The organism is Massilia cellulosiltytica, from assembly GCF_047325105.1.
Taxonomy (GTDB): Bacteria; Pseudomonadota; Gammaproteobacteria; order Burkholderiales; family Burkholderiaceae_D; genus Telluria; species Telluria orientalis.
Genome location: NZ_CP168562.1, coordinates 7,043,741 through 7,061,209 on the forward strand (window position 1 = coordinate 7,043,741; position 17,469 = coordinate 7,061,209).

General features: G+C 64.8%; 18 protein-coding genes. 6 read left to right on the forward strand and 12 right to left on the reverse strand.

Annotated features, from left to right (window positions below):
* The first annotated feature begins 23 nt into the window (after nucleotides 1-23).
* Entirely contained in the window at nucleotides 24-1,037 is a 1,014-nt protein-coding gene (locus tag ACEN9H_RS31020) for a zinc-binding alcohol dehydrogenase family protein (RefSeq protein WP_413673229.1), read from the forward strand.
* On the opposite strand, the gene ACEN9H_RS31025 is transcribed toward ACEN9H_RS31020, so the two are convergent.
* The 8 genes from ACEN9H_RS31025 to ACEN9H_RS31060 form a co-directional block, all read right to left on the reverse strand.
* The gene (locus ACEN9H_RS31025; protein WP_413673230.1) at nucleotides 1,038-2,066 is read right to left on the reverse strand and encodes an MORN repeat-containing protein; all 1,029 of its coding nucleotides are present in this window, start codon (nucleotides 2,064-2,066) and stop codon (nucleotides 1,038-1,040) included. It abuts the gene before it with no gap.
* A gap of 45 nt (nucleotides 2,067-2,111) precedes the next feature.
* Nucleotides 2,112-2,675 (reverse strand): GNAT family N-acetyltransferase, encoded by a 564-nt coding sequence (locus tag ACEN9H_RS31030; RefSeq protein WP_413673231.1) that lies wholly within the window; start codon nucleotides 2,673-2,675, stop codon nucleotides 2,112-2,114.
* A gap of 4 nt (nucleotides 2,676-2,679) precedes the next feature.
* Nucleotides 2,680-3,807 carry an acyl-CoA dehydrogenase family protein gene (locus ACEN9H_RS31035; RefSeq protein WP_413673232.1) on the reverse strand — a complete coding sequence of 376 codons (1,128 nt, stop codon included), beginning with the start codon at nucleotides 3,805-3,807 and terminating at the stop codon, nucleotides 2,680-2,682.
* A gap of 27 nt (nucleotides 3,808-3,834) precedes the next feature.
* On the reverse strand, nucleotides 3,835-4,503 hold the full coding sequence (locus ACEN9H_RS31040; protein ID WP_056126071.1) for an SDR family oxidoreductase: 669 nt from the start codon (nucleotides 4,501-4,503) through the stop codon (nucleotides 3,835-3,837).
* 76 nt (nucleotides 4,504-4,579) lie between these two features.
* Nucleotides 4,580-5,779 (reverse strand): acetyl-CoA C-acyltransferase, encoded by a 1,200-nt coding sequence (locus tag ACEN9H_RS31045; RefSeq protein ID WP_056126073.1) that lies wholly within the window; start codon nucleotides 5,777-5,779, stop codon nucleotides 4,580-4,582.
* A complete protein-coding gene (aceK, locus tag ACEN9H_RS31050) occupies nucleotides 5,772-7,601 on the reverse strand; it encodes a bifunctional isocitrate dehydrogenase kinase/phosphatase (protein WP_413673233.1) in 1,830 nt (609 codons plus the stop codon). The genes ACEN9H_RS31045 and aceK overlap by 8 nt, the downstream gene beginning before the upstream one ends.
* 167 nt (nucleotides 7,602-7,768) lie before the next feature.
* Entirely contained in the window at nucleotides 7,769-8,953 is a 1,185-nt protein-coding gene (locus tag ACEN9H_RS31055) for an isovaleryl-CoA dehydrogenase (protein ID WP_413673234.1), read from the reverse strand.
* Nucleotides 8,954-9,042: 89 nt separating this feature from the next.
* A complete protein-coding gene (locus ACEN9H_RS31060) occupies nucleotides 9,043-9,477 on the reverse strand; it encodes a MerR family transcriptional regulator (RefSeq protein WP_160407248.1) in 435 nt (144 codons plus the stop codon).
* A gap of 136 nt (nucleotides 9,478-9,613) precedes the next feature.
* On the opposite strand from ACEN9H_RS31060, the gene ACEN9H_RS31065 reads away from it, so the two are divergent.
* The 3 genes from ACEN9H_RS31065 to ACEN9H_RS31075 all read left to right on the forward strand — a co-directional run bounded on the left by ACEN9H_RS31065 (nucleotide 9,614) and on the right by ACEN9H_RS31075 (nucleotide 11,825).
* Nucleotides 9,614-10,666: an MBL fold metallo-hydrolase gene (locus tag ACEN9H_RS31065; RefSeq protein ID WP_413673235.1), complete on the forward strand. Its 1,053-nt coding sequence runs from the start codon at nucleotides 9,614-9,616 to the stop codon at nucleotides 10,664-10,666.
* Nucleotides 10,667-11,002: 336 nt separating this feature from the next.
* A complete protein-coding gene (locus tag ACEN9H_RS31070) occupies nucleotides 11,003-11,416 on the forward strand; it encodes a transcriptional regulator (protein WP_036233319.1) in 414 nt (137 codons plus the stop codon).
* A gap of 235 nt (nucleotides 11,417-11,651) precedes the next feature.
* Complete coding sequence (locus tag ACEN9H_RS31075) at nucleotides 11,652-11,825, forward strand: hypothetical protein (RefSeq protein ID WP_200948981.1); 174 nt, start codon at nucleotides 11,652-11,654, stop codon at nucleotides 11,823-11,825.
* Here the strand turns inward: ACEN9H_RS31075 and ACEN9H_RS31080 are convergent, their stop codons facing one another.
* From ACEN9H_RS31080 to ACEN9H_RS31090, 3 genes are all read right to left on the reverse strand, one after another.
* Nucleotides 11,826-12,419, reverse strand: a complete 594-nt coding sequence (locus ACEN9H_RS31080) for a UbiX family flavin prenyltransferase (protein WP_056330007.1) — start codon at nucleotides 12,417-12,419, stop codon at nucleotides 11,826-11,828.
* Nucleotides 12,412-12,729 (reverse strand): Grx4 family monothiol glutaredoxin, encoded by a 318-nt coding sequence (gene grxD / locus ACEN9H_RS31085; RefSeq protein WP_056126084.1) that lies wholly within the window; start codon nucleotides 12,727-12,729, stop codon nucleotides 12,412-12,414. Before grxD ends, ACEN9H_RS31080 begins: the two co-directional genes overlap by 8 nt.
* A gap of 79 nt (nucleotides 12,730-12,808) precedes the next feature.
* Nucleotides 12,809-15,169, reverse strand: a complete 2,361-nt coding sequence (locus ACEN9H_RS31090) for a Tex family protein (RefSeq protein ID WP_413673236.1) — start codon at nucleotides 15,167-15,169, stop codon at nucleotides 12,809-12,811.
* A gap of 138 nt (nucleotides 15,170-15,307) precedes the next feature.
* Here ACEN9H_RS31090 and ACEN9H_RS31095 point away from each other — a divergent pair, with 138 nt between their 5' ends.
* Nucleotides 15,308-15,490 carry a hypothetical protein gene (locus tag ACEN9H_RS31095; RefSeq protein WP_413673237.1) on the forward strand — a complete coding sequence of 61 codons (183 nt, stop codon included), beginning with the start codon at nucleotides 15,308-15,310 and terminating at the stop codon, nucleotides 15,488-15,490.
* Nucleotides 15,491-15,501: 11 nt separating this feature from the next.
* Here ACEN9H_RS31095 and ACEN9H_RS31100 read toward each other — a convergent pair whose 3' ends face one another.
* A complete protein-coding gene (locus ACEN9H_RS31100) occupies nucleotides 15,502-16,257 on the reverse strand; it encodes an SDR family oxidoreductase (RefSeq protein WP_056126209.1) in 756 nt (251 codons plus the stop codon).
* A 197-nt stretch (nucleotides 16,258-16,454) separates the two neighbouring features.
* On the opposite strand from ACEN9H_RS31100, the gene ACEN9H_RS31105 reads away from it, so the two are divergent.
* Entirely contained in the window at nucleotides 16,455-17,372 is a 918-nt protein-coding gene (locus ACEN9H_RS31105) for a LysR family transcriptional regulator (protein WP_413673238.1), read from the forward strand.
* The last annotated feature ends 97 nt before the right edge of the window (nucleotides 17,373-17,469 follow it).

Sequence of the window (17,469 nt, forward strand, 5' to 3'; positions counted from 1 at the left end):
ACATCGATCACCAAGGAGCCACCATGAAAGCCATCGCCTACCAGAACAACCTGCCCATCGCTCACGCCGACGCCCTCGTGGACATCACCCTGCCGGACCCGGTCGCGGCCGGCCATGACCTGCTCGTCGAGGTGCGGGCCGTGTCCGTGAACCCGGTCGACGTGAAAGTGCGCGCCGGCGCCAAACCGGCCGACGGCGAGTGGAAAGTGCTGGGCTGGGATGCTGCCGGCATCGTGAAGGCCGTCGGGCCGGACGTGACGCTGTTCCGTCCGGGCGACCGCGTCTGGTACGCCGGCTCCATCGCCCGCGCCGGCAGCAACAGCGAGCTGCAACTGGTCGACGAGCGCATCGTCGGCAGGATGCCGCAGTCGCTGGACTTCGGCGCCGCCGCCGCGCTGCCGCTGACGAGCCTCACGGCGTGGGAACTGCTGTTCGACCGTCTGGAAGTGCCGACCGACGAGCGCGGCGAAGGCAAGACATTATTGGTGATCGGCGCGGCGGGCGGCGTCGGCTCGATCCTCGTGCAGCTGGCGCGCCGGCTGACCCGCCTGACGGTCGTCGGCACGGCATCGCGTCCCGCAACGCGCGACTGGGTGCTGGAGCACGGCGCCCACCACGTGATCGACCACGGCAAACCGCTCGCCGACGAGATCCAGCGTGCGGGCCTGGGCGCGCCGGACTACGTGATCAGCCTCACGCACACGGAGCAGCACTTCGACCAGATCGTCGAGATCATCGCGCCGCAGGGCAAATTCGGCCTGATCGACGACCCGGCCCCGATCGACGTCCGCAAGTTCAAGCGCAAGGCCGTGTCGCTGCACTGGGAACTGATGTTTACGCGCGCGCTGTTCTCGACGCCGGACATGATCCGCCAGCACGAGATCCTGAATCGCGTGGCGGACCTGATCGACGCGGGCACGATCCGCTCGACGGCCAACGAGAACTTCGGTCGCATCGACGCGGCGAACCTCAAGCGCGCGCACGCGCTGATCGAGTCGAACCGCGCGCAGGGCAAGATCGTGCTGGCGGGGTTCTGATTACAGGCGCCGAGTGAATTCCATCGCGATCGGATACACCATCTCGCACGGCTGCCCGTGGCAGACGGCGGGCTTGTAGCGCTGGGCCATGGCGCCGGCGGCGACGTAGCGCACCACGTCGTCGTCGAAGCTGCCCACCTTGCGTACTTCCTTCGCCTTGCCGTCCGCGCCGACCAGCACGTGCAGGCGCAGCACACCGCGCGCATCGTACTTGCCGGCGACAGCCACCGCGAGCCGGTTGAATTCGACGGTGCCGTTCTGCGGATACGGCGGATCGTCGCCCGGCTCCAGCGCCGGATAACCGTTGCGGACGATGTCCTTCTGTTCGGGCGTGAGGCCATCCCAGCCGACGTTGGTCGGCAGCGGCGAGCGCACGTCCGTCTTCGCCAGCAGCGTGCCCGTGTCCGGCTCGGCCTGGCGCTGCTGGAACGTGTTCTCCGCCTTGGGACGGGCCAGCGCCGCGTTGCGGGCGCCAGCATCGAGCGTGCCGGCGCGGCCGCTGCCCGTATACGTGATGCGGTCGCCGTCGACTGGACGGCCGTCGCGGAACTCGCCTTCGACCATGCCGCCGAGGGCATATGTGAGGCGTCCCTGGCCGTTCGGCCGGTCGGCGTGGAATTCGCCCTGGTAGACGTCGCCGTTCGGATAGATCTGCACGCCCTTGCCCTCGCGCCGCATCATCTTGAGACCGCCTTCGTAGCGCAGCTCGCTGGCGAAGCGCAGGTAGCCTTCACCGTCCGGCACACCGTCGGTCAGCGAGCCGATGTAGGTGAATTTATCGCCCGCCTTCAGCTTCGCTTCGCCGCTGACGGCGCCGTGCGCGAACGTGCCTTCGATGCGGCGCGTGATGCCGTCCTTCGTCGTCCATTCGAGCACGCCCTTGCCGTCCGCATAGCCATCCTTGCAGGGGCCGGTCCAGTGCACAGACTGGTCGGTGGGTGCGGGGAGAAGTTTGCCGACCTGGCAGTCGCCGGCGTGGGCCGCCTGAGCGATGCAGGCAGCGAGGAGGAGAGGCAGGGCGGTTTTCATCGTACAACTCTAGCATGCAGATATGGCACGCATGCTCACCGATTCTCACCCCTGGCGCAACCTGACCGTCATGTAACTCAGGTCATGGCTGACCCCCGCGATCCGGAGCATGTCCGCCACGCGCGCGACGGTGGTAAAACCGGCGCGCGCATACAGCTCGACGGCCGGCTGGTTGTCGGACAAGACCTCGAGGTCGATCCAGTCGACGTCCGTCTCGGCCCGCGCCCACTGGGCCGCCGTTTCGAGCAGGCGCCGCCCGAGCCCGCGCCGCCGCCACACGCGGTGCACGCCCATGCCGAGCATGGCGCGGTGCGTCGCGGCCGGTTCCGGGCGGCCGCGCAGGTCGACGTGGCCGGCGATGTCGCCATAGGCGTCGATGGCCAGCCACAGGCGGCGCCAGCCCGGCTGGCCGACGGGGATGTCGATGCCCTTGATGAACGCGATGCGCAGCCCGGCGGGCAGGCGCGGCTGGCCCGGCGCGATGGGCTGGAACAGCGGCGTACCGTCGGCGCCGTTGTCGCGCAGGTGGTCGTCCAGGTAGGCGAAGAACGGCGCCAGGTCGGCTTCACCGGCCGGGCGGATCGTCAATGTCGCGGCGCCGTCCATCATGCGTTCACAGGGCCCGTGCGATCAGGATTTTCTGGATGTCGCTCGTGCCTTCGTAGATCTGGCACACGCGCACGTCGCGGTAGATGCGCTCGACGGGGAAGTCGGCCACGTAGCCGTAGCCGCCGAACACCTGCATCGCCGACGACACCACGCGCTCGGCCATCTCGGACGCGAACAGCTTGGCCATCGCGGCTTCCTTCAGGCAGGGCAGGCCGGCATCCTTCATAGCCGCGGCGTGCAGGATCAGCTGGCGCGCGGCCTCGATCTGCATCGCCATCTCGGCCAGGCGGAACTGCACCGCCTGATGGTCGAAGATCGGCGTGCCGAAGCTTTCGCGCTCCTTCGCATATGCCAGCGCCGCCTCGAACGCGGCGCGCGCCATGCCCACCGATTGCGACGCGATGCCGATGCGTCCACCCTCCAGGCCCGACAGCGCGATCTTGTAGCCTTGTCCTTCTTCGCCGATCAGGTTGTCGACCGGGACGCGGCAGTTGTCGAACACGATCTGCGCCGTGTCCGACGAATGCTGGCCCATCTTCTGTTCGATGCCGGCGACGATGTAGCCGGGCGTATCGGTCGGCACCCAGAACGCGCTGATGCCCTTCTTGCCGGCCGCCTTGCTTGTTACGGCCATGACGATCGCGACGTCGCCGTTCTTGCCGCTCGTGATGAATTGCTTGGTGCCGTTCAGGACGTAGTGGTCGCCGTCGCGCACGGCCGTCGTGCGCAGGGCAGCGGCGTCGCTGCCCGTGTGCGGTTCCGTCAGCGCGAACGCGCCCAGCAGATCGCCCTGCGCGAGCGGACGCAGCCAGCGTTCCTTCTGCGCCGCGTTCGCGTACGTCATCGCGATCGAGCACACGGGGCAGTTGTTGACCGAAATGATGGTGGAGGTGCCGCCGTCGCCGGCCGCGATCTCTTCCAGCACCAGCGCCAGCGCGACGTAGTCGAGGCCCGCGCCGCCGTGCTGCTCGGGCACGGCCACGCCGAACGCGCCCAGCTGGGCCAGTTCCTTCAGCTCGTCCTTCGGAAAATGGTGCTCGCGGTCCCAGCGCGCCGCGTTGGGCGCCAGGCGTTCCTGCGCGAAGGTGCGCAGGGCGTCGCGGATCATCTGGTGTTCTTCGGTCAAAATCATATTGTCTCGGTTGTTATCCTGGACGGCTCACCATGGGATGGGCGTGCCGTCGTAATTGAGGAAGGCGCCGTTCTGCGCCGGTGTCGCCCTGGCCAGCGTGGCGCGCAGCCCGGCCGCGCTCTGCTCGACGGTGAGCGTGGCGCTCGCGCCGCCCATGTCGGTCTGCACCCAGCCCGGATGGAACGTCAGGCATGTCGCGCCCTGCGGGCCATACGTCAGCGCGGCGTCGGCCAGCACGGAATTCAGCGCGGCCTTGCTGGCGCGGTACAGCGACCCCTGGTTGCTCGTGCGCGCGCCGATGGAACCCATGCGCGACGAGATCACGGCCACCTTGCCGCGCGTGGCAGTCACCAGCGGCGCGACGATGGGCAGCAGGCGCATCGCGGCCAGCACGTTCGTGTGCATGACGTCGTCGAACTCCTTCGCCGTCGGGAAGCCGGCGTGATCGGGGCCGTACACTCCCGCGACGAGCCAGGCGGCGTCGATCTTTTCGTCGTCCAGCTTCCAGCCCAGGCCGCCGATCGATTCGGCGTTGGTGACGTCGACCTGGTGCGCTTCCGCGCCCAGCCGGCGCAGCGCCTCGCAATCCGCCGGCTTGCGCGCGGTGGCGATGACGCGCCAGCCGTCGGCGCGGTATTGACGGGCCAGTTCGAGGCCGATGCCGCGCGAGGCGCCGATGATGAGGGCTGTGGACATGGGATGCTCCTTCACGGTATGGATGACAATGACAGTCCGTCACCATACCGTGTTTTGCACATGCGCGTAGGGCGCGTCAGACCATCTCGATCGCCATCGCGGTCGCTTCGCCGCCGCCGATGCACAGCGACGCCACGCCGCGCTTGCCGCCCGTCTTCTTCAGCGCGCCCAGCAGGGTAACGATGATGCGCGCGCCCGACGCGCCGATCGGGTGGCCCAGCGCGCACGCGCCGCCATGGACGTTGACCTTCGAATGCGGGATGTCCAGTTCGTGCATCGCGGCCATCGGCACGGCGGCGAATGCTTCGTTGATCTCGAAGAGGTCGACGTCTTTCGGCGTCCAGCCGGTCTTCTTGAACAGCTTTTGCAGCGAGCCGATCGGTGCGGTCGCGAACTGGTCCGGTTCCTGCGCGTGCGTCGTGTGCGCGACGATGCGGGCGAGCGGCGTCACGCCCAGTTCCTTCGCCGTCGATTCGCGCATCATGACGAGGGCCGCGGCGCCGTCGTTGATCGACGACGACGACGCCGCCGTGATGACGCCATCCTTTTTGAAGGCCGGACGCAGGGTCGGGATCTTGTCGACCTTCGCCTTGACGGGGCCTTCGTCCTTCTCGACGATCGTTTCGCCCAGGCGGTTCGCGACGGTCACCGGTGCGATCTCCCACTGGAAATCGCCGGACTCGGTGGCGTTCTGCGCGCGCTTGACGGATTCGATCGCGAACGCGTCCAGCTGCTCGCGCGAGAAGCCGTATTTCGCGACGCACTCCTCCGCGAACGTGCCCATCGAGCGGCCTTCGCCCGTCTTCTCGTTGCGCGAATACGCGTCTTCCAGGCCGTCCATCATCATGTGGTCGAACATGACGCCATGGCCGAGGCGATAGCCGCCGCGCGCCTTCGGGATCAGGTACGGGGCATTGGTCATCGACTCCATGCCGCCCGCCACGACGACGTCCGCGCTGCCGGCCTTGAGCACGTCGTGCGCGAAGATCGCGGCCTGCATCGCGGAGCCGCACATCTTCGACAGCGTGACGGCACCGGTCGACAGCGGCAGGCCCGCCTTGATCAGTGCCTGGCGCGCCGGCGCCTGGCCCTGGCCGGCCATCAGGCAGTTGCCGAAGTAGACGTGCTCGACGAGGCTCGCGTCGACGCCGGCGCGCTCGACCGCCGCCTTGATCGCCACGGCGCCCAGGTCGCTCGCGGATTTCGAAGAGAAGTCGCCCTGGAAGGCGCCCATCGGGGTACGGGCGGCGCCGACGATAACGATTGGATCATTCATTGTGTAAGGTCTCCAAGTAATGGGGTTGCGGCGAGGGTGTCGCCGGGTTCGTTGGGTCCGCGAGATGGAACCGGATGTGCTGCGGATACGGAAAAATGTCTTCGAGCTCGCCTGCGAGGATGCGGTCCTTGTGCGACTGCCACCAGACGCGCGTCAATAGTGCGGCATGGTGTTTCATGAACGCGGCGCGTATCTTTGGGTTCGCGAGCAGGAAGCGCGCGAACTGTTCAGGAAAGACGTCGTGCTTGCCGATGGGATACCAGGGCTCGGCGGCCATTTCGTCTTCCTCGTTACGCGGCTGCGGGATGTCGCGGAAGTTGCAGTCGGTGAGGTATTCGATCTCGTCGTAGTCGTAGAACACGACGCGGCCATGTCGGGTCACGCCGAAGTTTTTGTACAGCATATCGCCCGGGAAAATATTCGCGGCGACGAGGTCGCGGATTGCATTGCCGTACTCGAACACGCCGTGTTCGATGAGGTCGTCGTCGCCGCTGCGCTGTGCACGGTCCAGGTAGATATTCAGCGGCACCATGCGCCGCTCGATGTACAGGTGCTTGATGACGATGTGGTCGCCTTCGATGTCGACGAGCGAAGGTGCGAACCGGCGCAGTTCGGCCAGCAGCTCCTCGTCGAAGCGGGACAGCGGAAAGGCCACGTCCGAGTACTCCAGCGTGTCCGCCATGCGGCCCACGCGGTCGTGGTGTTTCACCAGCAGGTATTTTTCCTTGATGCGGGCCCGTGTCGTCTCTTTCGGCGGCGGATAGAAATCCTTGATCACCTTGAACACGTACGGGAAGGAGGGCAGTTCGAACACGAGCATCACGAGTCCGCGGATGCCGGGCGCGATACGGAAGGCGTCGGAGCTGTGCTTCAGGTGCTGCAGGAAGTCGCGGTAGAACAGCGTCTTGCCCTGTTTTTGCAGGCCGAGAATCGTATAGATCTCGCTGCGCGGCTTTTTCGGCATCAGGCTGCGCAGGAATTGCACGAATGCCGACGGCACCTCCATGTCGACCATGAAATAGGCGCGCGTGAACGAGAACAGCAGGATCACCTGCTCGGGGTCGGTCAGCACCGCATCGAGGACGAGCCGGCCGGCCCGGTCGTGCAGGATCGGCACGACGAACGGATGCTCGCGGGCGCCGTTGATGGCGCGGCCGACGATGTAGGCGGCCTTGTTGCGGAAGAACAGGCTCGACAGCACGTGCAGCTGCTGGTTCGGTTCGCGCTCGTGCAAGCCGAAATGCTCGACCATGCGTGCTTCGACGAGAGCGATGTCGCGGTCGAGGTCGGCGAACGCGCAGTCGAGCTGGAAATTCGTCACCATGCGCCGCAACGAAAAGCGCAGGCCGTCCGCCGCCGGGTAGTACACGCGGTAGGTCGGGGCCGGCTCGTCCGTCTCGATGTAGTCCGTCGAGACGGCCGGGCGCACGAAGATGAAATCGTTGCGGTAATAGCTGCGGTGCAGGATGTGGCAGCAGACGGAATTGAAGAAGCTTTCCGCCAGTTCGGGGCGCTTGTGGTCCGTCAGCAGGCCGATGTAATGAAGCTTTGTTTCGCGCCAGGTGTCGTCGTCGAGGTCTTCCGGCGCGTATTCGTCTTCCAGCGCATGCACGCATTCCTGCACGCGCTTGTCGTAGAAATCGATGCGCTTGCGCGCGGCCTGCTGGGCCGTCGTCCAGTCGGCACGCTCGAACCAGGTCTTGGCCGTCTTGCTGGCCTGGCGGAACAGCGTGTAGTGGCGGTCGAAGCCGTCCAGGATAGTGCGCGCGATATCGAAGGCGATCTGGGACGACAGCAGCTTGGGGAAAGTGGCCTGGGTCATCGAGCGGCTCGCGCGGTGGGGAACGTTATTGTTATTGTATTACCCGATCCGTCGTTCCCGCCTGGGGGCGGGAACGACGTTCGTGGTTTTCGGGCTACGTGGAGTGTTGTTGTTTAGCCGGCTCTTGCCGATCTTCTTGTTCGCCCGGTCTCCTCTTCTCCACAAACTTACATCGTCTCGCCGAACAGCTCGCGCCCGATCAGCATGCGACGGATTTCGCTCGTACCGGCGCCGATCTCGTACAGCTTGGCGTCGCGCCACAGACGGCCCACGGGATATTCGTTGATGTAGCCGTTGCCGCCCAGCGTCTGGATCGCTTCGCCGGCCATCCACGTCGCCTTTTCCGCGCTGTACAGGATGGCGCCGGCCGCGTCCTTGCGCAGGGCGCGGACCTGTTCCGGGTTCGATGCGCGGTCGCAAGCCTGGCCGACCGCGTAGACGTACGCGCGGCATGCCATCATCGTCGAATACATATCGGCGATCTTGCCCTGCATCAGTTGGAACTCACCAATTGCCTGGCCAAATTGCTTGCGCTCGTGAATATACGGGACGACGACGTCCATGCAGGCCGACATGATGCCCAGCGGGCCGCCGGAGAGCACGGTGCGTTCGAAATCCAGGCCCGACATCAGCACGTTGACGCCCTTGCCCACGCCGCCCAGCACGTTTTCGACCGGCACTTCGCAATCCTGGAACACCAGCTCGCCCGTGTGCGAACCGCGCATCCCCAATTTGTCCAGTTTTTGGGCGATCGAGAAACCTTTAAAGCCCTTCTCGATGAGGAACGCGGTCATGCCGCGCGGGCCGGCCTCGATGTCGGTCTTGGCGTAGACGACGAGCGTGTCGGCGTCCGGACCGTTCGTGATCCACATCTTGGTGCCGTTCAGCACGTAGCGGTCGCCCTTCAACTCGGCGCGCAGCTTCATGCTGACGACGTCGGAGCCGGCGTTCGGCTCGGACATGGCCAATGCACCGACGTGCTCGCCCGAGATCAGTTTCGGCAGGTATTTGCGCTTCTGCTCTTCATTGCCGTTGCGCTTGATCTGGTTGACGCACAGGTTCGAGTGGGCGCCGTACGACAGGCCGACGGAGGCCGAGGCGCGCGAGATTTCTTCCATGGCAACGATGTGCGCCAGGTACCCCATGTTGGCGCCGCCATATTCCTCGCTGACGGTGATACCGAGCAGGCCCAGTTCACCCATCTTTTTCCACAGGTCCATCGGGAACTGGTCGGTGCGGTCGATCTCGGCCGCGCGGGGGGCAATTTCGCTCGTGGCGAACTGTTGTACGGCTTCGCGCAGGGCGGCGATGTCTTCGCCGTGGTCAAAGGTCAAGCCAGGGAGATGCAGCATGTCGTCCTCGTTCTCGTCGTCTAGTGGATGGCTGATGGCCAGGCTAGATGATAGCGCGGAGTGACGTTAACGTAAACGTCAAGCGAGGATCAGGCTGCGTCCTTTTCGCCGGCATCCTCGTCCAGCAGCGTGCCGGCAGTACCCGATTCCGCCAGCAGCCGCCGGCATTCTTCTTCATGGACCGAAATTTCCGCCAGCGACATTTCGATATCCGCCCGCTGCTGCTCCAGCGTCTCGCGCTGGTGCGCCAGCACGCCCAGGAAACGGTTGATCTGGGCCACCGTGTCCTTCGGCGTCTCGTACATGTCGATGATGCTTTTGATCTCGGACAAGGTCAGGCCGAGGCGCTTGCCGCGCAGCGTCAGTTTCAGCCGGGTACGGTCGCGCGGCGTGTAGACACGGTTGCGTCCGCCCTGGCCCTCGCGCATCGGGCTCAGCAGCCCCTGGTCTTCGTAGAAGCGGATCGCACGTGCGGTGATGTCGAATTCGCGTGCCAGTTCGGCAATGGTGTAGGTGGTGGCCATGGTGTTCTGCGGGTCAAAAGTGGCGCGGTCCGGAATCGCTTAGAATCACAGCCTGCGCCTTCCGTTTACGTTTACGTCAAAGCGTTTGCGGCATTGTAACGCGCCTGCGCCCTGCAACCATACGAAAGTCCATTGCATGAATCCCCTCGAAGCCCAGCTCAGCTATCCATTCGGCGATGCCATCCCGCCGCTCGGCACGGTCACGGACGTGGCGCCCGGCCTGTCGTGGCTGCGCATGCCGCTGCCGTTCGCCCTCGACCATATCAATCTGTGGCTGCTGGACGATGCCGCGGAAGGCAAGCGCGGCTGGTCCCTCGTCGACTGCGGCGCCGGCACCGATGCGACCCGGGCTGCCTGGGAACAGCTGTTCACGGACGCGATGGAAAGCCGGCCGCTGCTGCGCGTGTTCGCCACCCACTGTCACCCGGATCACGTCGGTTTGTCCGGCTGGCTGTGCGACCGGTTCGACGCCCCGTTCTGGATCAGTACGGGCGAGTTCGGCTTCGCGCGCATGATGGCCGCCGCGCTGCCGGGCGTCGACGGTCCGTCGGCGATCCCGCATTTCCGGCGTCATGGTCTCGTCGACGCCGGCATGCTCGAGCAGATGCAGAGCCGCAAGAATTACTACCCGTCGCTCGTGCCGGCCGTGCCGGCGGCATACACCCGCCTGCAGGATGGCCAGCGGGTCGTCATTGGCGCGCGGGAATGGCGCGTGATCACCGGTTTCGGTCACTCGCCAGAACATGTCTCCCTGTACGATGAACAAGACCGCATCCTGATCTCGGGCGACATGGTGCTGCCGCGCATTTCGACGAACGTTTCCGTGTTCGCCGTCGAGCCGGAAGGCAACCCGCTGCAGATGTACCTGGATTCGCTGGACAAGTTCGCCGACTTGCCCGACGACACGCTCGTCCTGCCCGCGCACGGTAAACCGTTCCGCGGCTTGCACACCCGCATCGCGCAGTTGCGCGCGCACCATGCGGCGCGGCTGGACGAAGTCCGCGCCGTCTGCGCCGAGCCGAAATCCGCAGTTGACATTGTCCCGTTGATGTTCAAGCGACAACTCGATGCGCACCAGCTCAGTTTTGCGATCGGCGAGGCCTTGGCCCATCTTCATTATCTTTGGTACAACGGTAACCTCGCGCGTGTAACCGGCGACGATGGCATCGCCCGTTTTAAGTTGACTTAAAACAACATATTGAGGCCAATGGGTGTCGCAAAAATCACGACAATCTAACCGGACTTCTCGCCGCTTTGTTGACTCTTGGCATCTTTTGTCGTGCCAAAAGGAAGAAATGTTCTAATTTTTAGTAAGAAATTGAACGAGCAAACGTTTTCCTTTTCCTGTAGGATATTTTTCACACATATCTCACGGCATGCTGAATACAACGGGAATTGCTGGACAGCACTGTGAGAATTGATCAATACTCACCTATTTGTTACCTACAGCCTCTCCTGCCGTCACAGACGGTCTGGTCAACGGAGCGACCTAATGACGGCTTTGCATGAACCCTTAGTGCCACCCATGAATTCGACTAACGAACGGGAGAGCTTCAGCGAGCGCCTGCAGCAAGCCCTGAAAAACGCCCATTATTCTCCGGACAGTCCCACCCGGCTCGCGCGGGAATTTAACATTCGCTTCGAGGGCCGTCCGATTACGGTCCACGCGGCACGTAAATGGTTGGTCGGAGAGGCGATCCCGACCCAGGAAAAACTGCGCATGATCGCGCAGTGGCTGGGCGTGCCGGCCGACTGGCTGCGCTTCGGCGGTTCGGAAAATGCCGCCGCCAATGGCGACGGCGCCGACGGCAGCACCCGGTTCGAATCGGCCGACGTCAAGCTGATCGCGGACCTGCAACGCCTGGACGAGCACCACAAGCAGCTGGCGCGCGAATTCATCCGCATGCTCGTGCGCATGAATCACCAGCAGCAGAAATAATCCTTCCTGATCGCCATCGGATTCACGATGGCCGAATCCCATGACGCGGCGTCCGGCAAGCTCCGGGCGCCGCGTCATGCACTTCTGTACTGCAATTTTTTTCTGCGATTAGTCCGCACAAACCGCCGAGTCTCGCGCATAATCGGTAACGCTAACGGAACGTCGCAACGGTCGAGTTCGCGTTCCTGCCTGGCGTCCGCCAGTGTTATCGGTCATATAAGGATGCAGTCGCCTCATGATTAATAACTACAGCAACACCGCGCAGTTGAAGGACCTCATGACAGCACCGCCGATGACGGCGGCCCAGCACGCAGAAATCATGCGCAAGCGTAACGAGCAGCGCAGAAAAATCGAAGACGCAAGAGAACAGCAACGGGCCGAACGCGACCCGTACGGCGACCACGCCTGATCAGGGCGTATCGCCGTTCATGCCGCCCCAGCGCGGGGCGAGATCGTTCGTCACGCCCAGCAGGTCCATGACGCGCGCCACCGTGTGGTCGACCATCTCGGCTATCGTGGCGGGGCGGTGATAAAAGCTCGGCAGCGGCGGGAAGACGATGCCGCCCATTTCCGTGACCGCCGTCATGTTGCGCAGGTGCGCCAGGTTGAACGGCGTTTCGCGCACCATCAGGATCAGGCGCCGGCGTTCTTTTAAGACAACGTCAGCTGCGCGCGCGATCAGGTTGTCCGACAAGCCATGCGCGACCGCGGCCAGCGTCTTCATCGAACAGGGGGCGATCACCATGCCGGCCGTCTGGAACGAGCCGCTGGCGATCGCGGCGCCGATCTCGCGGTTGCGGTGCACCACATGGGCGAGCGCTTCCACGTCGCGCCGTTGCAGGCCGACTTCCTGGTGCAGGGTGAGGGTGGCGGCGTCGGAAATGACGAGGTGCGTCTCGACGCCGGGTACGGCGGCCAGCCGCCGCAGCAGCTGCACGCCATAGATCGCGCCGGTCGCGCCGGTGATGGCGACGACGATCCGGCGCGGGCCAGGATCAGCCATTCTTCTTGAGCAGGGCCTGCAGTTCGCCGGACTCGTACATTTCCGTCATGATGTCCGAACCGCCGACGAATTCGCCGTTCACGTACAGCTGTGGAATGGTCGGCCAGTTCGAGTATTCCTTGATGCCCTGGCGGACTTCCGCGTCTTCCAGCACGTTCACGGTGGCGATGTTATCGACGCCGCAAGCCTTCAGGATTTGGATCGCGCGGCCCGAAAAACCGCATTGCGGGAACTGGGCGGTGCCCTTCATGAACAGCACGACAGGCGTGGCGGTCACGGTCTCTTTGATCCAGGATTGTACGTCGCTCATTTGGTTCTGCCTTTGGTGAGAATTTGAGTAGATGACGGCATTTTATAAGAAAACCGGGACGGGTGTCCCGGCCGTCGCTTCAACGCTTCAACTTGGCAAACGCCGCCGCCATCGCGCCGCCGCTCGGCGCCGAACGCTCCTGTTTCTGATGCTTGTTCTGGTGATCCGCCATGCGCTTGCGGTCATCGCGATCCGCACGCTGCTGAGGCTGCGACCCCGCCTGCGGCGCGCTGTCCGACAAGCGCATCGTGAGCGCGATGCGCTTGCGCTTGACGTCCACTTCCAGCACTTTCACCTTCACGACCTGGCCCGCCTTGACGACCGTGTGCGGATCCTTCACGAACGTGTTCGACAGCGCCGAGATGTGCACGAGGCCGTCCTGGTGCACGCCGATGTCGACGAATGCGCCGAACGCCGCGACGTTCGTGACGACGCCTTCCAGGATCATGTCCGGGCGCAGGTCCGAGATCTCCTCGACGCCTTCCTTGAACGTGGCCGTCGTGAATTCCGGACGCGGATCGCGGCCCGGCTTTTCCAGCTCTTTCAGAATATCGGTCACGGTCGGCACGCCGAATTTGTCATCCGCATACTTGGCCGGATTCAGGCGTTTGACGAGCGCGCTGTCGCCGATCACCGATTTGATGTCCTTCTGGATATCGGCCAGGATCTTCTCGACGACCGGGTACGATTCCGGGTGCACCGCCGACGCGTCCAGCGGATTGTCGCCGTTCACGATGCGCAGGAAACCCGCGGCCAGTTCGAACGTCTTGTCGCCCAGGCGCGGCACCTTCTTCAGCGCCGCGCGCGAGGCGAACGCGCCTTGCTGGTCGCGGTAGTTGACGATGCTCTGCGCGACGCTGCTCGACAGGCCCGACACGCGCGCGAGCAGCGGCGCCGACGCCGTGTTGACGTCCACGCCGACCGCGTTCACGCAATCCTCGACGACGGCGTCGAGCTGGCGCGCGAGCTGCGTCTGCGAGACGTCGTGCTGGTACTGGCCCACGCCGATCGACTTCGGATCGATTTTCACGAGTTCCGCGAGCGGATCCTGCAGGCGGCGCGCGATCGAGACGGCGCCGCGCAGCGACACGTCCAGTTCCGGCAGTTCGCGCGACGCGAATTCCGACGCCGAGTACACCGACGCGCCGGCTTCCGACACGACGATCTTCGTCAGCTTCAGCTCCGGGTTCTGCTTGATCAGGTCCTGCGCGAGTTTATCGGTCTCGCGCGATGCCGTGCCGTTGCCGATCGAGATCAGGGACACGTTGTGCTTCGCGGCGAGCTTGGCGAGCGTGTGCAGCGAACCGTCCCAGTCGTTGCGCGGCGCGTGCGGGTAGATGGTCGACGTGTCGACCACCTTGCCGGTCGCGTCGACGACGGCGACTTTCACGCCCGTGCGCAGGCCCGGGTCGAGGCCCATCGTCGCGCGCGGGCCCGCGGGTGCCGCGAGCAGCAGGTCCTTCAGGTTGCGCGCGAAGACCTGGATCGCATCGCCTTCCGCCTTTTCGCGCAGAAGCCCCATCAGCTCCGTCTCGATGTACATGAAGCTTTTTACGCGCCACGTCCAGCGCGCCGTGTCGAGCAGCCATTTGTCGGCCGGGCGGCCCGCGCCCTTGATGCCGAAGCGCGCGGCGATGCGGCTTTCGCACGGGTTGTGCGGCGCGTCCCACTTTGGTTTTTCCGGCTCGGAATCGAGGCGCAAGGTCACGTCCAATATACCCTCGCGGCGGCCGCGCATCAGCGCCAGCGCGCGGTGCGACGGCACGGTCGCCAGCGTTTCCGAGTAATCGAAATAGTCGGCGAATTTCTCGCCTTCTTCCTGCTTGCCGTCGACCACCTTCGATTCGACGACGCCGTGTTCCTGCACGTATTCGCGCAGCGACTGCAGCAGTTCCGCGTCTTCCGCGAAGCGCTCCATCAGGATCTGGCGCGCGCCGTCCAGCGCGGCCTTCGTGTCGGCCACGCCGGGGTTCGCGACGCCGTCCGCGTTCGTGAATCCTTCACGCAGATATTTCGCGGCTTCGGCTTCCGGATCGCGCGCCGGGTCGTCGAGGAGGTCGTCGGCCAGCGGCTTCAGGCCGGCCTCGATCGCGATCTGGGCCTTCGTGCGGCGCTTCTGCTTGTACGGCAGATATAAATCTTCCAGGCGCGTCTTGTCTTCCGCGAGCGAAATCGCCTGCAGCAGCTCCGGCGTCATCTTGTTCTGTTCCGTGATGGACGAGATGATCGCGGCGCGGCGGTCTTCCAGTTCGCGCAGGTAGCGCAGGCGTTCTTCCAGCAGGCGCAGCTGGATGTCGTCGAGGCCGCCGGTGGCTTCCTTGCGGTAGCGGGCGATGAAGGGGACGGTCGCGCCTTCGTCGAGTAGGGCGACGGCGGCGGCCACCTGTGCGGGTTTGGCGGACAGTTCTTGAGCGAGGCGTTGTTCGATCGAAGGGAGCATGAGTTCGGGTGAGTCGATGAATCGAACGAGCAATCATACGCAATCGCGAGCAATGCGCCAGTCTTGACAGGGGCGGCGATCTGCGGTGGCGTGGGAAAGGGTGAATTTTCCAGAGAGGAACGCTGCTACGCTGCTGTCATGAAAAAATTCTTACCGACCGCGTTTGGCGCCGCGCTGGGCACGCTGATCTACGCGCGCTGGTTGGGCAGCGCGCATACCTTCGACTGGGAGCGTGCCATCTTCGTGGGCGTCGTGTGCGGGATCGCCGCCGCCGTCTGGCCGGACAAGCGTGCCGACAAGGCCAGCGGCGACGGACGATAGCCGGTCAAGCATCAGATCTGCGCCTGGCCGCCATCGACGAACAGCTCGGTGCCGTTGACGAAGCTGGCGTCGTCGGACGCGAGGAACACGGCGGCTTTCGCGATCTCGTCCGGCTCGCCGACGCGGCCCAGCGGGATCTGCGCGGCCAGGTAGTCGACGAGGCCCTGTTGCGCGGCGGCGTCGTTGCCGGCCAGTTCGACGAGGCCGGGGGTGCGGGTGGCGCCCGGGCTGATCGTGTTGACGCGGATGCCGCGGTCCTTCAGGTCCAGGATCCAGTTGCGGGCGAAAGCGCGGACGGCGGCCTTGCTGGCGGCGTAGACACTGAACGCCGGGGTGCCGGAGCTGCCGGCCGTCGAGCCGGTCAGGATCACCGAGGCGCCTTTCGACAGCAGCGGCAGCGCTTTCTGCACGGTGAACAGCGTGCCTTTCACGTTGCGGCCGAACGTGTCGTCGAACTGTTCTTCCGTGATGTCGCCCAGCGGGAGCATCGAGCCGCCGCCGGCATTGGCGTACAGGACGTCCAGGCGGCCGAAGCGGGCGCGGATCTCTTCATACAGGCCGTCCAGCGCGGTCAGGTCGCTGGAGTCGACGCGTAATCCGATCGCGTCGTGGCCGATGCTGTTTACCGCGGCGTCCAGTTCGGCCTGGCGGCGGCCGGTGACGATCACTTGTGCGCCTTCGAGGGCGAAGCGTTGGGCGGTGGCCAGGCCGATGCCGCTGGTGGCGCCGGTGACGAGAGCGATTTTGTTGGCGAGTTTGGCAGTCATGATGTTCTCCGTTTTGGTTGATGTCGAAGTCGACGGAAACCATCGTACCGGGGTCAACGCCACATTAAAATAGCACTGATCGCAAACTATCTTTGCATTTTTGTCGTGCATACTTCGGAAGGCCGATAGGCACCGGCGCCGGGATGCCGTAACATGTCGGGTTCGATAACTCATCGGTTCCCCGCCGACGACGAACGATGTCCCTGTTGCCCGATTTCGAAGGTCTCGCGATGTTCGCCAAGGTGGCCGAGGAACGCTCGTTCGCCGGCGCCGCGCGTGCGCTCGGGGTGTCGGTGGCGACCGTGTCGCGGGCCGTCGCGCGGCTCGAGGAGCGGCTCGGTGCGCGGCTGCTGAATCGGACGTCGCGCCAGCTGGCGCTGACCGAATTCGGCCGCACCATCGCGGACAGCGCATTGAAGATTTATCGCGAAGCCGAAGAGGCGGAGCATGCCGCGCGCGAGATGTCGGCGCGGCCGCGCGGGCTCGTGCGGCTGGCCGTGCCGATGTCGTTCGGGGTGCGCTGGGTCGCGCCGCTGATGCCCGCGTTCTTCCGTGAATACCCCGACGTGCAGATCGACCTGCACCTGTCCGATGCCACCGTCGATCTCGTGGGCCAGGGCTTCGATGCCGCCCTGCGCATCGCCGTGCTGCCCGATTCGTCGCTGGTGGCGCGCAGGCTGTGTCCGGTGGCGCAGATCATCGTCGCCTCGCCCGAGTATCTGGCAACGCGGGGAACGCCGCGGCATCCGTCCGAGCTCGCGGATCATCCCTGCCTCGGCTATACCTATCGCGCGCGCATCGACGTGTGGCGCTTCACCAACGCGGACGGGGAGGAAGTCGCCATCAAGCCGGAAGGGCCGCTGCGGGTGACGAATTCGGATGCGCTGCTGCCCACCGTATTGGAGGGCCTGGCGATTGCCGAGTTCCCTGAATTTATTGCGGCAGATCACGTGCGCGCCGGGCGGCTTGTCCCCATACTGGAGGGCTGGCAGATGGCGCGGGGTGGCCTGTACTTCGTCACGCCATCGGCACGCACACGGCCGGCCAAGGTGGAAGCCCTGGCCGAGTTCTTCATGAAGCACCTGAGTGCGCCGGACTGGCGCCTCGTGTCATGACGCACCCGCAAAAAAATGCGTGATGGGGGCTGGCAAAGCGAGGCGCCAGAGTGTAACTTCTACTCTTTTCGTCTCGTAAAGTTTTACCCGCTACGTG

Excerpts from the sequence above, each read along its gene's own strand:
- ACEN9H_RS31020 (WP_413673229.1), top strand. The coding sequence starts at position 24 with ATGAAAGCCATCGCCTACCAGAACAACCTGCCCATCGCTCACGCCGAC.
- ACEN9H_RS31025 (WP_413673230.1), bottom strand. The coding sequence starts at position 2,066 with ATGAAAACCGCCCTGCCTCTCCTCCTCGCTGCCTGCATCGCTCAGGCG.
- ACEN9H_RS31030 (WP_413673231.1), bottom strand. The coding sequence starts at position 2,675 with ATGATGGACGGCGCCGCGACATTGACGATCCGCCCGGCCGGTGAAGCC.
- ACEN9H_RS31035 (WP_413673232.1), bottom strand. The coding sequence starts at position 3,807 with ATGATTTTGACCGAAGAACACCAGATGATCCGCGACGCCCTGCGCACC.
- ACEN9H_RS31040 (WP_056126071.1), bottom strand. The coding sequence starts at position 4,503 with ATGTCCACAGCCCTCATCATCGGCGCCTCGCGCGGCATCGGCCTCGAA.
- ACEN9H_RS31045 (WP_056126073.1), bottom strand. The coding sequence starts at position 5,779 with ATGAATGATCCAATCGTTATCGTCGGCGCCGCCCGTACCCCGATGGGC.
- aceK (WP_413673233.1), bottom strand. The coding sequence starts at position 7,601 with ATGACCCAGGCCACTTTCCCCAAGCTGCTGTCGTCCCAGATCGCCTTC.
- ACEN9H_RS31055 (WP_413673234.1), bottom strand. The coding sequence starts at position 8,953 with ATGCTGCATCTCCCTGGCTTGACCTTTGACCACGGCGAAGACATCGCC.
- ACEN9H_RS31060 (WP_160407248.1), bottom strand. The coding sequence starts at position 9,477 with ATGGCCACCACCTACACCATTGCCGAACTGGCACGCGAATTCGACATC.
- ACEN9H_RS31065 (WP_413673235.1), top strand. The coding sequence starts at position 9,614 with ATGAATCCCCTCGAAGCCCAGCTCAGCTATCCATTCGGCGATGCCATC.
- ACEN9H_RS31070 (WP_036233319.1), top strand. The coding sequence starts at position 11,003 with ATGAATTCGACTAACGAACGGGAGAGCTTCAGCGAGCGCCTGCAGCAA.
- ACEN9H_RS31075 (WP_200948981.1), top strand. The coding sequence starts at position 11,652 with ATGATTAATAACTACAGCAACACCGCGCAGTTGAAGGACCTCATGACA.
- ACEN9H_RS31080 (WP_056330007.1), bottom strand. The coding sequence starts at position 12,419 with ATGGCTGATCCTGGCCCGCGCCGGATCGTCGTCGCCATCACCGGCGCG.
- grxD (WP_056126084.1), bottom strand. The coding sequence starts at position 12,729 with ATGAGCGACGTACAATCCTGGATCAAAGAGACCGTGACCGCCACGCCT.
- ACEN9H_RS31090 (WP_413673236.1), bottom strand. The coding sequence starts at position 15,169 with ATGCTCCCTTCGATCGAACAACGCCTCGCTCAAGAACTGTCCGCCAAA.
- ACEN9H_RS31095 (WP_413673237.1), top strand. The coding sequence starts at position 15,308 with ATGAAAAAATTCTTACCGACCGCGTTTGGCGCCGCGCTGGGCACGCTG.
- ACEN9H_RS31100 (WP_056126209.1), bottom strand. The coding sequence starts at position 16,257 with ATGACTGCCAAACTCGCCAACAAAATCGCTCTCGTCACCGGCGCCACC.
- ACEN9H_RS31105 (WP_413673238.1), top strand. The coding sequence starts at position 16,455 with ATGTCCCTGTTGCCCGATTTCGAAGGTCTCGCGATGTTCGCCAAGGTG.